Here is a 13217-nt window from a genome sequence, read left to right as displayed (position 1 = left end):
AATCGGTGGAGTTCACGCGGCTTGCGCGATGCCCCCCGGAATCAACCCGACAAGTTCAATCGCCAAAATCGGCTCGCCATCGCGCTCGACAATCCCGCGCCCAACCGTCAACCACCCCTTGTCCAGCAGGATACCCGCCGACAATGGCGCGAGGTCGAACGGGGCGACGTCATCCAACGCATCGACCAGAATGGCATAATGGTGGCCATCGACGATCGTGATGATCGCGCGGCCCGCGTCCACCTCCGCCGGTTCGAGGCCAAGCGCCGCACGGGTGTCGATCACCGTGACGACGCGGCTGCGCAAAGCGGCAAGGCCGCACACCTGTCGCTCGGCCCGTGGCACCGGAATTACCGTCCCGATATCGACCACCGATTCCACCTGGCTCGATTCGATCGCCACCGTTCGCCCGGCGATCTGCGCAATCAGGAACAATGCCATCACCGATCTCCCGCAGAGCGCGCGACTGCGGCCAGCAAAGCCGGGCGATCATAGCGAAAAATGCTGTCGTCCCCGCCATCCGCGTCGCGGCGCAGACGCACCACGGGAATTTCGCCGGGAACCGGCGTCGCATCGTCGCCCATGCGCACCAGCACGCGCGGTGTCTCGCCGGGGCGCAGCGCCGTGGTGACGCGATACCCTGCCCCTTCGAGCACGGGTTTGAGGAACGTCGTCATCCAGGCAGATTCGGCACCGTCGAGCAGGCAGAGCGGCGCATTGCCCGCGCTTCCGGCGTCGGCGCGCGTGGCAAACAGCCAATGAAGATCGATCACTTCGATCTGTTCGCCATCGATGCTGGCCACACCTGCGATCGGCCCGGCATCGTGCGCTGGGACAATCGTATCGGGCAATTCGACAATATCGAGCGCCTCGCCAATGGCATAACCGATCTCGACCGAGCCATCGCGCAACCGCAGCACCGACACCGTCGGCCGACCGCCCCATTCCCCGAGTGCGACCAACGGAATGATCCCGCCTTCAACCGAAAGCCGCAACCGCCCGGCCGAAAAGCGGATGGCACCCGTGGGAACGGGCTCGACACGATCGATCACCGACAGCGGCAGGATCCGACGTATCCCATCAAGGTCGTCGAACAGCAACGCCTGCACGCCCGTTGCAACGCATTCCGCTTTTTCTTCTTCGACCATCGCTTCGCGTCCGAAGGCCAGCCCGGCGACATGGGCAACTCCGGCGCAATCCAGCATCAGCATCGGCAGGCCGCTGTCGGGCAAGGTTTGCCCTGCATAAACCCCCGTCGCCATGATCGCGGGGGCGGCGGGCTTGATGACCAGTTCCTCATGATCGAGCACCGCATCCACCGCCAGCGCATAACTGCCGCCCGAGGCACTGACGATCACCAGCATGGCGGGATAGCGCGGCCCGAACCCCAGCATATCGCCCAGGTCGATCAATGGCATCCGCCGTTCGCGCACGGTCGCGGTGAGCGTATCACCAATCCGGTCGATACGAATCGCACCGCCGCCGACCCGCACGATTTCCTCGATCACCTGCCGCGAAATGGCAAAGCGCTGGTCGCGCACGCCAACCCCAATCGTCGACATGATCGACAGGGTCAGCGGGACGTGGATGGCAATGCGCAAACCCTTGCCGGGCGTATTGAGCAGATCGATCCGTCCGCCAATCTGTTCGACATTGGCGCGCACCACGTCCATCCCGACGCCGCGTCCCGAAATCGCGGTCGCGGAATCCTTGGTCGAAAGGCCGGGCTCGAACACCAGGTCCAGCCGTCCCCGTTCGGTGAGCGCGCGCAATTGCGCTTCGCTGCGCAATCCGGCGCTGGCAACCTTGGCGACCAGCCGGTCGGTATCGACCCCCTGCCCGTCGTCGCTGATTTCAATAACGATCTGGTTGCCCGACTGGTGCGCGGCGACGTTGAGCCAACCATTCTCGCGCTTGCCGAGCGCACGGCGCAGCGTTGGCACCTCAATCCCGTGATCGATCGAATTGCGGATGATGTGGACCAGCGGATCGCGCATCATCTCGATCATCTCGCGGTCAAGTTCGACATCGCTGCCTTCGATATGCAGCGTGACCGACTTGCCCAATTCGGCGGCCGTATCGCGCACCATCCGCGGCAAGGCCGAGAACAGTGCGTCGATTTTTTGCATACGCGTCCGCGTTACCGTATCGCGCATTTCGGCGACGGTCAGCGAAAGCCGTTCGAGCGCGGCCTCGACCACCGGGTTCGCGCCATCATCGCGCACGCGGCGCGCCAGTTCGTTGCGGGCGAGCACCATGTCGGACATGCCGCTCATCATGCGGTCGAGCAGATCGACGTTGAGGCGGACGCTGCGGCTGGGTGTGCGCGATGACGCAAGCGGTGCCTGGACCACCGCCTCGGAGCCGGTATCGAGCGCGGCAATCAGCAGGTCTTCGCCAGAATTGTCGAGCGCATGGCCCGCATCGATCGCCTCGACGATCTCGCCGATCCGGTCGACAATCGCCAGCACGGCGTTGACGAGGCGGGTATCCGGCGCCCGATCGCCCGATCGTACGGCGGCGAGCACATCTTCTGCGGCATGGCTAAGGCGTGCGAGCCGCGGCAAATCGAGAAAACCGCAACTGCCCTTGACCGTGTGGACGAACCGAAAAATCGCATCAAGCCGATCGCGATCATCCGGCGCGGATTCCCATGCGACGATCTCGCCCGAGAGCGCCTCAAGCGTCTCGCGCGTCTCGGCGATGAATTCCTGTAAGAGATCGTCCATGTGTCCCCGCGTAGCGCTACACGGATCATGGCCGAGGAGTGGTTAAGGCAGAGTTATCCTGCCTTGAAGGCCGCGCCGAACAACAACACCGCATCCTCCGGGTCGGAAACCCGAACGATCCCGCCACCCTCGGCGACCAACGCATGGACAAGGTATGCGGCGGCCGCGCGCGGGGTGATGACAGTCTCCCCTTGCGTCCCGGTCAACGCCGCGCGCATTTCGGAATCGAGCACGATGCGCGGGCCATCGGCACGCACGACGATCTCGATCTGGCCGTCGATGCTTTCCGCGCCGACATCAAGCTGCCCGCCACGCACCAACGCATCGCCAGCGATCAGCGCCAGGTTGAGCAACACCTTGATCGCTGGCTTGGGGAGCGTCGCATCCTCGACCATCCAGCCGAGCTTGACCTTATGCCCATCGCCGAACAACCCCTCGATCGCGGCGCGCGCTTCGCGCGAATCGACCGATTCGCCGAACCCCCCGGCCGCGCCAAAGGCCAGCCGGAAGAATTTCAGCTTGTTGGCGGACGCCTTGGCGCTGTCGCTCAGCAATTCCAGGCAGCGCGCGCGCATTTCCGGGTCATGCTCATCGGCAAGCAGTTCCAACCCGTTATTGAGCGCGCCCACCGGGCTCAGCAAATCGTGACACAGGCGCGAGCAAAGCAGGCTGGCGAAATCGGCGGCGCTGATCGTCATTGGTTGTTTGGCTTTCGGATCATGACTTGATCGCTCTTCTGGCGATGCACGGCGAAGGAAGCAAGCCACTGTGCCACGGTTGGCGTTACGGTGCCACGATCAGATGGGGCACCGGATCGAACCGCCCGACATGCGCGCCATCGCAAACCGCGCGGTAGCAAGCGATGTCCTGCGCGGCGATGATGATCCAGATTGTCCCGTCGGCCGCCGCCGCCGCGGCATCACGCGCGGAAGGAAATGCGCTCCCGCTCGGGTGCGAATGGTAGTATCCGACGATCGCAGGGCCGCCGTCGCGCGCGGCCCGATGCGCCGCAATCAAGGCGGCAGGGTCGATCTCGAAAGCGCGCGCGGGCTCCACTGCGACATTCCGGCATGGACGCACCGCCTCCAGCCGCGTCGTGGTGCCAAACAGCAGGCCACAGACCTCCTGTTCGGGCGCCTTTGCGGCTTCGTTTAGCAGTCGTGCCAGCAGAGTGCTTGAAATCTCCAACGCCATGCCCAGATTCTAGCCCATGAACCGGGGGGTAGCCACACTTGAAGCGCGGATATCCGCGACCGCGCAAGGGGTACGCCTCGACCGCGCGCTGGCCGATGCGTTGCCCGACGTCTCGCGCGAGCGGCTGAAGGCGTTGATCGCGAGCGGTGCCGTCACCGATCCGCGCGGGCGTGTCGCCAATGATCCGTCGGGCAAGGCGATTGCCGGCGGGCTTTATCTGGTCACCGTCCCCGCCCCTACCCCTTCGCATAACGCAGCGCAGGACATCGCGCTCAACATTGTGTTCGAGGATGATGAGCTGATCGTGATCGACAAACAGGCGGGGCTGGTTGTCCATCCGGCGGCGGGGAATGCCGACGGTACTTTGGTCAACGCGCTGCTCCATCACTGCGCGGGCAACCTTTCCGGCATCGGCGGCGTCGCCCGACCGGGGATTGTCCACCGCATCGACAAGGATACGTCGGGCCTGATGGTCGCCGCCAAGACCGATCGCGCGCATGAGGGCCTCGCCCGGCAATTTCACGACCACAGCATCGACCGGCGCTATAAGGCGATCGTGTCGGGGCAGCCCGCCCCGCCCGCCGGAACGGTTGACGCGCCGCTTGCGCGATCGCCCTCCAACCGCAAAAAAATCGCCATCGTGGCTGGTGGCAAGCGCGCGGTGACGCATTTTACCACGATCGAACGCTTAAGGGACGCTGCGTTGGTCGAATGTCGGCTGGAGACGGGCCGAACGCACCAGGTCCGCGTGCATATGGCCTCGCTCGGTCACCCCTTGCTCGGGGACCCGGTTTACGGTAGAACAAAGCAAGGACACAAAGCCACTTTGGAAACCTTGGGTTTCCGGCGTCAAGCGTTGCACGCCGCCCGTTTGGGGTTCATTCATCCGGTGACAAGTAACGCTTTGGCGTTCGATAGCGAAATGCCTGCCGACATGCAGGAACTGTTCTATAAACTGTTTGTATAGGTTTCGGCTGGTGTGTGCCTTCGGCACGAGCCAGCTTGGATAAAGGGAGACACGATCATGGCAGCCCGCAGCAACGTCCCCGCGACGATCCCCGCCCTTGGCGGCGAGGCGAGCCTCAATCGCTACCTGTCGGAGATCAAGAAATTTCCGATCCTCGCGCCCGAGCAGGAATATATGCTCGCCAAACGCTTCGAGGAGCATGGCGACACCGACGCCGCTGCGCAGTTGGTCACCTCGCATCTGCGGCTCGTGGCCAAGATCGCGATGGGCTATCGCGGTTATGGCCTGCCCGTTTCCGAGCTCATTTCGGAGGGCAATATCGGCCTGATGCAAGGCGTGAAGAAGTTTGAGGCCGATCGCGGCTTCCGTCTCGCGACCTATGCGATGTGGTGGATTCGCGCCTCGATCCAGGAATTCATCCTGCGCTCGTGGAGCCTGGTGAAAATGGGCACCACCGCCGCGCAGAAGAAGCTGTTCTTCAATCTGCGCCGGATGAAATCCAAGCTCGACGCGTTCGAGGATGGGGACCTTTCGCCCGAGCATCTCGCGAAGATCGCCAAGGATCTGGGCGTGACCGAGGAAGAAGTCACCAGCATGAACCGCCGCATGGCGATGGGCGGGGATACCTCGCTCAACGTGCCGATGCGCGAAGATGGCGAGGGCCAGTGGCAGGATTGGCTGGCCGACGATTCGCCCTTGCAGGACACCGTCGTGGCCGACGCGCAGGAAGCCGATGTCCGCCACGAAATGCTGACCGCGGCGATGGATGACCTCAACGAGCGCGAAAAGTTCATCCTGACCGAGCGTCGCCTGACCGACGAGCCCAAGACGCTCGAGGAGTTGAGCCAGGTCTATGGCGTCTCGCGCGAGCGGGTTCGCCAGATCGAGGTGCGCGCGTTCGAGAAGCTGCAAAAGGCGATGATGCGTATCGCTGGCGACAACCGGATGCTGGTCGCCGCCTGAACACATCGGGTTCCTTTCCTCGACATTGCTCCCGCGCTACGGAATGCTGCGGGAGCATGTCATGGAAGCAGAGAACGCCTATGTCGGGACAAACGCACAGGAGCCGAAACTGATCGGGAGGGCCGCCATTCGCCCGAAACGCGGCCTGTTTGGGCGCGTGCTCGGCTGGGTACTGCGCGCCATTGTCGCGTTCCTTGTCGTGTCGGTCTTCATGGTTGTGCTATACCGCTTCGTGCCGCCACCAATCACGCTGACGATGGTCGGCGATGCGCTCGGTGGCCACGGCATCGCCAAATCGTGGCGACCGCTGTCACAGATCGATCGCAACATGGCGCGCGCGGCAATTGCGGGTGAGGATTCGCGCTTTTGCCTGCATAACGGTTTTGACCTGCAGGCGATCGAAACCGCGTATCTGCGCAATGCCAATGGCGGGCGTATTCGTGGCGGCTCGACGATCAGCCAGCAAACCGCCAAAAATGTCTTCCTGATCCAGGGCGGCGGCTATCCGCGCAAGGCGCTGGAGGCGTATTTCACCGTCCTGATCGAAACGATTTGGGGCAAGCGCCGGATCATGGAAGTCTATCTCAACGTCGCCGAGACCGGCATCGGCACCTATGGCGTCGATGCGGCGTCCCGGCGTTATTTCGGCCACGACGCCTCGCACCTGACGCCGGATGAAGCCGGGCGGATTGCCGCCGTCCTGCCGCTGCCCAAAAAGCGCGCCGCGATCGCGCCGCGTGGATTCACCCGCCGCCACGGCAACGCCATCACCCGCCGGGTGGGCGTCGTCCGCAATGACGGGCTGGACCGCTGCCTGCGCTAGGCGCGCGCTCCTCGCCGATTTTTCCCGCCTCAAAAACGCGCTTCCCCGGCGCAGGCCGGGGAAGCAACGGTACACAATAGGCTAACCCCCGATCAGAACGGCAGCTTGAACCCCGGCGGCAGCGGGATGCCGCTGGTCATTTTGGCCATTTCGGCACCCGACGCCGCATCGGCCTTGGCCTTGGCGTCGTTGAACGCGGCGACGACGAGATCCTCGACGATCTGCTTTTCGCTTGGCTGCAACAGTGATTCGTCGATGTCGATGCCGATGATCCGCCCCTTGGCCGAGGCGCGCACCTTGACCAAACCACCGCCCGCGACGCCTTCGACCTCGATCTTGTCGAGCCCGTCCTGCGCCTTGGTGAGTTCGGCCTGGACGTTTTGCGCCATCGCCATGATGTCTTCGATGCTTTTCATGCGGTTACACTCCGTTTCGCCGCCAGCAGGCGGTCGATTTCGGTTTCGGGAACTTCGGCGTCGGGAAACGCCTCCAGCGCGGCGGCGATGACCGGCACCGCCAGAATTTCGGCCTTGAACGCCTCGCGTTGCGCCGCCTCGGCCTCACGCACCGTCGGCGCCCCCGGTGTCGGCGCAGTCGTCACTTTCCAGCCACGCCCGGTGACGCGCTTCAGCGTGATCGCCAATTCAGTGACCAGATCGGGCGAAATCGGCCGCGCCGAGCTTAGCACCAGATCGCTGCCATCAAGGCTGACGATGCTGGCGTGATGCACCACGCGCGACGCCAGCGCGAGCTCGCCCGCACCTTCCAGCAAGGCGACGATCTGGCTGATCGAGCGCGGCATGTCCTGGTCAACCACCACCGCCTCGGGCGCAGGGGCCGGAAGCGCTGCCGGTGCGACCGGTGACGGAGAAGATGTGCCAAGCGGCACGCCATTTGCGATCATCCGCGCCAGCTCGCCCGGATCGGGCAAGGTCGAGGCATGGACCAGCCGCAGCAGCGCCATTTCGCACGCCTCGATCGGCATCGCCGCGCGCGCGACTTCGTCATGGCCCTTGAGCAGCAATTGCCACAGCCGGTGCAGCGCGGCGAAGGACAGCGACGCGGCCCAATCCAGCAGCGCCTCGCGCTCCTCGGTCGCCTGTCCGGCTTCCTGCGCCGCGCCGAGCTTGACCAAGGTGGTGGCGTGAACGGTTTCGAGCAGCCCGCGCAGCACGCCGAGCGGGTCCACCCCAAGATCATATTGCCGCCTGAGCGCCGCCAGCGCACCGATCCCGTCGCCCGAAAGCAACAGCGTCATCAAATCGCGGATCGCGCCACGATCGGAGAGCCCCAGCATATCGCGCACCGCGCCCGCGCTCACCGCGCCGCCATCCATATCGGCATGGGCAATCGCCTGATCGAGGATCGACAGCCCGTCGCGCGCCGACCCTTCCGCCGCGCGCGCGATCAGCCCCAGCGCCTCGGGCTCGGCCTCGACACCCTCGGCTGCGACCACGCGCGCGAAATGCTCGGCCAGCAAGTCCGCCGGAATGCGCCGCAAATCGAAGCGCTGGCATCGCGACAGCACCGTCACCGGCACCTTGTTGACCTCGGTCGTCGCCAGCACGAACTTCACGCCCTCGGCGGGTTCCTCCAGCGTCTTCAACAGCGCGTTGAACGCGTTCTTCGACAGCATGTGAACTTCGTCGATGATGTAGATCTTGTAGCGCGCAACGAACGCCGTCATCCGCGAGGCATCGATCACCGCGCGCATGTCGTCGACGCCGGTATGGCTGGCGGCGTCCATCTCGATCACGTCGATATGCCGCCCCTCGGCAATACCGACGCACGGCTCGCACACGCCGCACGGGTTGATCGTCGGACCACCCTGCCCGTCCGGCCCAACGCAATTGAGCGCCTTGGCGAGCAGGCGGGCGGTCGAGGTCTTGCCGACCCCGCGCACACCGGTGAGGAGGAAGGCGTGCGCCAGCCGCCCGCGCCGGATCGCATTGCCAAGCGTGGTGACCATCGCATCCTGGCCGATCAACTCGGCAAAGGTCTGCGGCCGATATTTGCGCGCAAGGACGCGGTACGCGTCGCCCTTCGCCGGAGCGGGCGGTTCACCCAGGTCGAAGCCGGGGGTCTCGTCAGCAGGATAAAGGGAGTCGGACATTGCTACCCTATCTAAGGACAGCGGGGGGAATTGTCGAAGGGTTGGTGTGCCAAGACCCGTTGCCGAAAGCGCGCACAATCAATACTGCCATAATATGGCAGTATTGGTCCTTACGACCATATTGGAAGGACCAGCATGTCTCGCGCACAGCGGCTGCTCGAATTAATCCAGCTTTTGCGGCGACATCGTCGCGCTGTGGCGGGTGCAGTGCTGGCCGAGGAACTCGGCGTCTCGCTGCGCACCGTGTATCGCGACATTGATGCCTTGAAGGCCCAAGGCGCACAGATCGACGGTGAAGCCGGTGTAGGCTATGTCCTTCGCCCGGGCTTCATGCTGCCGCCGCTGATGTTCTCCGAAGAGGAGATCGAGGCATTGGTGCTGGGATCACGGTGGGTTTCGGAACGCGCGGACGGACTTTTGGGCAAGGCCGCGCGCAACGTGCTTGCCAAGATCGGCGCAGTATTACCCCCCGATCTGAAGGACGGCATCGATGCCTCGGGACTGTTGATCGGCCCGGGTGCGCCAATCGCCGCCGGGGACGCGGAACTTCCCACGATCCGTCAGGCGATCCGGTCCGAACGGATGCTTCATATTGCCTATGCCGACGAACATGGCAGCGCGACGCAGCGTATCATCTGGCCGTTTGCGCTGGCTTTTTACGATCGCGTGCGGGTGGTCGTCGCATGGTGCGAATTGCGCGGTGGTTATCGGCATTTCCGAACCGACCGAATCACCGCGCTAGCCGTGACGGACGGTCGCTATCCACGCCGACGCGGCGCGATGCTCAAAGAGTGGCGCACGCTGCGTGGCATTCCCGAGCAATAGTGCTTGAGGGATAACGCTGCGAGCAATCGACTACTGACATAAACTGACAGCATGAGATCGTAGAAGGTCACTGCCGGCACGCAATTCCCGCGCTGCCGATGCGAGGAGACCTTCAATGCCCGATTTCAGCTTTCTGCTGCTGCACGTCGCGGACCCTGCAGCCAGCGCAACATTTTACACAACGCTGCTCGGCATTCCGATTATCGACCAGAAACCGGGCTTTTCGATGCTACCGTTGCGCGATGGCGTCATGTTAGGCCTTTGGGAACGCGACACGGTAGCACCTCAAAGCAGCGGTCAATCCGGAGCCAGTGAAGTGACGTTTTCCGTTGCTGACGCGGCGGCAGTGGACGCGACGCACGACGCCTGGCAGCGGCGCGGCGTGACCATCCTTCAAACGCCCACCGAGATGAGTTTCGGTCTCACCTTCGTTGCGGTCGATCCCGATGGGCATCGCCTTCGGGTGTTTGCGCCTGCTACCACTTGAACCGCCCCGGCAAAGCCGGGTCGTCGGACGGGCTTTGCCCGCCGGCCGCGCTTGCCAGCGTAGCGGGGCGCAGCCTCGCTTCGCTGGCTGCGCGGTGGGAGCCGGAACGACCCGCGGCGAAATCGTTGTGGCTGCTTCCTTCCGGATCTGACCAGGTTGGCGACGACCACGTCCGCCCGACTCCCGCGCTGCCTATGGCGGGGTCGGGCGGAAGGATCAAGCCTGTCTCGCGCAAAGGCGAGCGGGGCGGTTAGCGGCGCACCGTCCGGCACGTGCGGATGCGCTGGTGATGGCGGTACACCACGCGGCACACTTTGCGGGTGTGCGGGCGCCAGCCGCGGTTACGCTCGGTATGGACGACGGTGCGTTCGACGCGGCGATCATGATGGCGCTCGACCTGTGCGCTCGCGCTGGCGGGGGCCATTGCTGCGGCGGCGATCAGGCCCGCCGAGATCAGGGCTGCGAATTTCATGGGATCATCTCCTGTAACGTGCCGAGGCGGCACACACAGGCAAATGATCAACGGCCCTGCATGTTCCGCACTTCACCCGGGATGCGCACCGTCAACCGGTCGAGCGCAGCCCCGAGCACGATCTGGCACGCCAGCCGGCTGGTGCGCGTTGCGCCTGCGGCAAGGTCGAGCATGTCCTCCTCATCCTCGCTCGGCGCGGGCAATTTGGCGAAATCCTCGGCGGCGACGATGACGTGGCAGGTGGAGCACGCCATCTGCCCCTCGCACGTGCCCTCCAGCGGTTGCCCATCGGCTTGCGCCACTTCGAGCAACCGCGCGCCGACGGGCGCATCCACCTCGCGAATGGTGCCATCGGTGCCGATGAAGCGGACATGGGTCATGCGGCGATCCTTTGCGCGTCGGCGGCAAGCATGATGCGGTCGATCGCGTCGGTCAATTCGGCCTCGCTGGTATAACGCCCGAAGCCCAGGCGGAGGCTCGACCGCGCCTGCGCCTCGCTGAGGCCGATCGCGCGCAGGACATGGCTCGCGCGACCCGATCCGCTCGCACAAGCCGACCCCGCCGAGAAAGCGACGTCACGCAGGCGCGACATCAGCCGCGCCACGTCGAGCCCATCGCGCCGGAGGTTGAGATTGCCGTGATAGCGCCGGTCGCGCGAACCGTTGATGGACCAGCCGGGGCCAAGGCGTTCGGTGGCAAGCGCCCACAACCGCTCGACCTGTGCCGCATCCGCATCGCGTCGCGCGGCCATCAGCGCCACCGCCGCGCCGAAACCGGCGCATAAAGCGGGCGACAGCGTGCCCGATCGCCCGAGCGCTTCCTGCCCGCCGCCGTGCAGCAGCGGCGCGAGCGTCACCCCGTCGCGCACCCACAACGCCCCGATCCCCTTGGGCCCGTAAATCTTGTGCGCCGACACCGCGACCAGATCACAACCGGCGGGTATGTCGACCCGCCCATAGCCCTGCACCGCGTCGCACAGCAGCAGCGCGCCCGCCGCATGGGCGATCTCGGCCAGCGCGGCGATCGGCTGGATTACGCCAATCTCGTTATTGACCAGCATCGCCGCGACCAGTTTCGTGCCCGGCGCGATCGCCGCGCGCGCGCGATCGAGATCGACCAGCCCATCCGCCCCGACCGGCAGCACCGTCACCTCTTGTCCGCCCGAGCGCAGCGCCGCGACCGTATCGAGCACGGCGGCATGTTCGCTCGCCAGCGTCACCACCGGGCCGCCCAGCCCTTTGATCGCCCAGTTGAGCGCCTCGGTCGCGCCGCTGGTAAAGGCGAGCGTACCGCCCGCAGGCAGCAACGCCGCCACCTGATCGCGCGCCAGTTCCACCACCGCCCTGGCCTTGCGCCCGGCGGAATGCGCCGAATGCGGATTGGCATGATGGTCGCGCAACCACGGCAGCATTGCGTCCAATGCCTCGGGCGCGAGCGGCGTGGTCGCCTGATAATCGAGATAGATCATGCGGCAAACGCCCGCGCCGATCGCGCGACACTGCGCCATTCGGTGATGAAGCGCTCAACATCTTCCGCGCCGGTGTCGCGCCCGAAACTCACGCGAACCACCTCGCGCGATGCCTCGACGCTCCACCCCATCGCCCCCAGCACATGGCTCGGTTTCATGCTGCCCGACGAGCACGCACTGCCCGCCGACACCGCAATCCCCGCCATGTCAAAGCGGATGAGCTGTGTCGCGGCGGCGAGCCCTGGCATCCGGTACGACCCGATCGCGGGATGACGCGGCGCGGCGGCGGCGACCACCTCGCCACCCGAGCGCGCAATCGCATCGTCGAGCCGCGCGCGCAGCGGCGCCAGCCGTGCCACATCCTCGGGCTCGGCCAATGCGGCTGCGAAGCCGAGCGCCCCCGGCAAATTCTCGGTTCCCGCGCGATACCCGCGCTCCTGCCCGCCCGTCGGCGTCAGCGTCGCCAGGTCGCGCACCAGCAAAGCACCGATCCCCGGCGGCCCACCGCGTTTATGCCCGGAAATCGCGAGGAAATCGGCATGGTCCGCCACCCCGGCATCGGCGCCCGCCGGCATTTGCGCGGCATCGACCAGCAGCAGCCCGCCCGCGTTATGAACCCGCTCGGCAATCGCCGCGATCGGCTGCCGCACGCCCGTTTCGCTATTGCACCACTGCACCGCCACGATCGCGCGCGGGCGTTCCAGCATCACAGTCAGCGCATCGAGATCGAGCAGCCCCTGCGCATCCACCCGCACCACGCCCGCATCGTGCCCAGCGCGAATCACCGCATCATGCTCGACCGTCGAGATCAACCGCCGCTCCACCCCGCTGCGCGACAAGGCAATCGCCACCGACTCGCTCGCGCCGCTCGTCAGGATCGCTTCGCCCCGCCAGCCATAAGCGGCAGAAATCGCGGCCCGCGCCTGTTCGAGCGCCGCCCGCGCCGCACGACCCTCGGCATGGGGCGAGGATGGATTGGCCCAGCCCCGCATCCCTGCCGCCACCGCCGCAATGGCGGCGGGCCGCATCGGCGTGGTCGCGGCATGGTCGAGATACAGCCGCTGGTGGATTGGAGATTCGGGCAAAGTGATGTCAACCTTCGGCAATGATTGCACGTTGCGGGTGCGAGCCTATATAGCGGCCAATTCATCCTGCCCAAGCCTTGGGTATGGAGTT

General features: G+C 65.2%; 15 protein-coding genes and 1 other RNA gene. 5 read left to right on the top strand and 11 right to left on the bottom strand.

Going from position 1 to position 13217, the window contains the following annotated elements:
- Positions 1–12: 12 nt before the first annotated feature.
- The 4 genes from WC704_RS03905 to WC704_RS03890 form a co-directional block, all read right to left on the bottom strand.
- Positions 13–441 carry a chemotaxis protein CheW gene (locus WC704_RS03905; RefSeq protein ID WP_372888649.1) on the bottom strand — a complete coding sequence of 143 codons (429 nt, stop codon included), beginning with the start codon at positions 439–441 and terminating at the stop codon, positions 13–15.
- A complete protein-coding gene (locus tag WC704_RS03900) occupies positions 441–2729 on the bottom strand; it encodes a chemotaxis protein CheA (protein WP_372888648.1) in 2289 nt (762 codons plus the stop codon). The genes WC704_RS03905 and WC704_RS03900 overlap by 1 nt, the downstream gene beginning before the upstream one ends.
- A gap of 53 nt (positions 2730–2782) precedes the next feature.
- Complete coding sequence (locus WC704_RS03895; RefSeq protein WP_372888647.1) at positions 2783–3427, bottom strand: histidine phosphotransferase family protein; 645 nt, start codon at positions 3425–3427, stop codon at positions 2783–2785.
- Positions 3428–3512: 85 nt separating this feature from the next.
- Positions 3513–3923: a Mov34/MPN/PAD-1 family protein gene (locus WC704_RS03890; RefSeq protein WP_372888646.1), complete on the bottom strand. Its 411-nt coding sequence runs from the start codon at positions 3921–3923 to the stop codon at positions 3513–3515.
- A 16-nt stretch (positions 3924–3939) separates the two neighbouring features.
- On the opposite strand from WC704_RS03890, the gene WC704_RS03885 reads away from it, so the two are divergent.
- From WC704_RS03885 to mtgA, 3 genes are all read left to right on the top strand, one after another.
- The gene (locus WC704_RS03885; protein WP_372888645.1) at positions 3940–4890 is read left to right on the top strand and encodes an RluA family pseudouridine synthase; all 951 of its coding nucleotides are present in this window, start codon (positions 3940–3942) and stop codon (positions 4888–4890) included.
- A gap of 57 nt (positions 4891–4947) precedes the next feature.
- On the top strand, positions 4948–5853 hold the full coding sequence (gene rpoH / locus WC704_RS03880; RefSeq protein ID WP_372888644.1) for an RNA polymerase sigma factor RpoH: 906 nt from the start codon (positions 4948–4950) through the stop codon (positions 5851–5853).
- Between the two features lie 61 nt (positions 5854–5914).
- Positions 5915–6676: a monofunctional biosynthetic peptidoglycan transglycosylase gene (gene mtgA, locus WC704_RS03875; RefSeq protein ID WP_372888643.1), complete on the top strand. Its 762-nt coding sequence runs from the start codon at positions 5915–5917 to the stop codon at positions 6674–6676.
- Between the two features lie 92 nt (positions 6677–6768).
- Here mtgA and WC704_RS03870 read toward each other — a convergent pair whose 3' ends face one another.
- Positions 6769–7092, bottom strand: a complete 324-nt coding sequence (locus WC704_RS03870; RefSeq protein ID WP_033963779.1) for a YbaB/EbfC family nucleoid-associated protein — start codon at positions 7090–7092, stop codon at positions 6769–6771.
- Positions 7089–8789, bottom strand: a complete 1701-nt coding sequence (locus tag WC704_RS03865) for a DNA polymerase III subunit gamma/tau (RefSeq protein WP_372888642.1) — start codon at positions 8787–8789, stop codon at positions 7089–7091. The genes WC704_RS03870 and WC704_RS03865 overlap by 4 nt, the downstream gene beginning before the upstream one ends.
- A 135-nt stretch (positions 8790–8924) precedes the next feature.
- Between WC704_RS03865 and WC704_RS03860 the strand changes: the two genes are divergently transcribed.
- Both WC704_RS03860 and WC704_RS03855 read left to right on the top strand, forming a co-directional pair.
- Positions 8925–9614, top strand: coding sequence for a helix-turn-helix transcriptional regulator (locus WC704_RS03860; protein ID WP_372888641.1), 690 nt, complete (start codon positions 8925–8927; stop codon positions 9612–9614).
- A gap of 115 nt (positions 9615–9729) precedes the next feature.
- Positions 9730–10101 (top strand): VOC family protein, encoded by a 372-nt coding sequence (locus tag WC704_RS03855; protein ID WP_372888640.1) that lies wholly within the window; start codon positions 9730–9732, stop codon positions 10099–10101.
- Positions 10102–10191: 90 nt separating this feature from the next.
- Here WC704_RS03855 and ffs read toward each other — a convergent pair.
- The 5 genes from ffs to WC704_RS03830 form a co-directional block, all read right to left on the bottom strand.
- Positions 10192–10289: signal recognition particle sRNA small type (gene ffs / locus WC704_RS03850), an RNA gene on the bottom strand.
- A gap of 62 nt (positions 10290–10351) precedes the next feature.
- Entirely contained in the window at positions 10352–10573 is a 222-nt protein-coding gene (locus WC704_RS03845; protein ID WP_372888639.1) for a hypothetical protein, read from the bottom strand.
- Positions 10574–10620: 47 nt separating this feature from the next.
- Positions 10621–10953, bottom strand: a complete 333-nt coding sequence (locus WC704_RS03840) for a 2Fe-2S iron-sulfur cluster-binding protein (protein WP_372888638.1) — start codon at positions 10951–10953, stop codon at positions 10621–10623.
- Positions 10950–12041, bottom strand: coding sequence for a cysteine desulfurase family protein (locus WC704_RS03835; protein WP_372888637.1), 1092 nt, complete (start codon positions 12039–12041; stop codon positions 10950–10952). The genes WC704_RS03840 and WC704_RS03835 overlap by 4 nt, the downstream gene beginning before the upstream one ends.
- Positions 12038–13111, bottom strand: coding sequence for a cysteine desulfurase family protein (locus WC704_RS03830; protein ID WP_372888729.1), 1074 nt, complete (start codon positions 13109–13111; stop codon positions 12038–12040). The genes WC704_RS03835 and WC704_RS03830 overlap by 4 nt, the downstream gene beginning before the upstream one ends.
- Positions 13112–13217: the final 106 nt, after the last annotated feature.

Origin of the sequence: Sphingomonas sp. (assembly GCF_041661885.1) — a bacterium.
Lineage (GTDB): Bacteria > Pseudomonadota > Alphaproteobacteria > Sphingomonadales > Sphingomonadaceae > Sphingomonas.
The sequence above is the reverse complement of the archived record's forward strand: the minus strand, read 5'-3'. Positions and strand labels throughout refer to the sequence as shown.

Excerpts from the sequence above, each read along its gene's own strand:
- WC704_RS03835 (WP_372888637.1), bottom strand. The coding sequence starts at position 12,041 with ATGATCTATCTCGATTATCAGGCGACCACGCCGCTCGCGCCCGAGGCA.
- WC704_RS03840 (WP_372888638.1), bottom strand. The coding sequence starts at position 10,953 with ATGACCCATGTCCGCTTCATCGGCACCGATGGCACCATTCGCGAGGTG.
- WC704_RS03885 (WP_372888645.1), top strand. The coding sequence starts at position 3,940 with ATGAACCGGGGGGTAGCCACACTTGAAGCGCGGATATCCGCGACCGCG.
- mtgA (WP_372888643.1), top strand. The coding sequence starts at position 5,915 with ATGGAAGCAGAGAACGCCTATGTCGGGACAAACGCACAGGAGCCGAAA.
- WC704_RS03845 (WP_372888639.1), bottom strand. The coding sequence starts at position 10,573 with ATGAAATTCGCAGCCCTGATCTCGGCGGGCCTGATCGCCGCCGCAGCA.
- WC704_RS03900 (WP_372888648.1), bottom strand. The coding sequence starts at position 2,729 with ATGGACGATCTCTTACAGGAATTCATCGCCGAGACGCGCGAGACGCTT.
- WC704_RS03905 (WP_372888649.1), bottom strand. The coding sequence starts at position 441 with ATGGCATTGTTCCTGATTGCGCAGATCGCCGGGCGAACGGTGGCGATC.
- WC704_RS03860 (WP_372888641.1), top strand. The coding sequence starts at position 8,925 with ATGTCTCGCGCACAGCGGCTGCTCGAATTAATCCAGCTTTTGCGGCGA.
- WC704_RS03890 (WP_372888646.1), bottom strand. The coding sequence starts at position 3,923 with ATGGCGTTGGAGATTTCAAGCACTCTGCTGGCACGACTGCTAAACGAA.
- WC704_RS03895 (WP_372888647.1), bottom strand. The coding sequence starts at position 3,427 with ATGACGATCAGCGCCGCCGATTTCGCCAGCCTGCTTTGCTCGCGCCTG.
- WC704_RS03865 (WP_372888642.1), bottom strand. The coding sequence starts at position 8,789 with ATGTCCGACTCCCTTTATCCTGCTGACGAGACCCCCGGCTTCGACCTG.
- rpoH (WP_372888644.1), top strand. The coding sequence starts at position 4,948 with ATGGCAGCCCGCAGCAACGTCCCCGCGACGATCCCCGCCCTTGGCGGC.
- WC704_RS03870 (WP_033963779.1), bottom strand. The coding sequence starts at position 7,092 with ATGAAAAGCATCGAAGACATCATGGCGATGGCGCAAAACGTCCAGGCC.
- WC704_RS03855 (WP_372888640.1), top strand. The coding sequence starts at position 9,730 with ATGCCCGATTTCAGCTTTCTGCTGCTGCACGTCGCGGACCCTGCAGCC.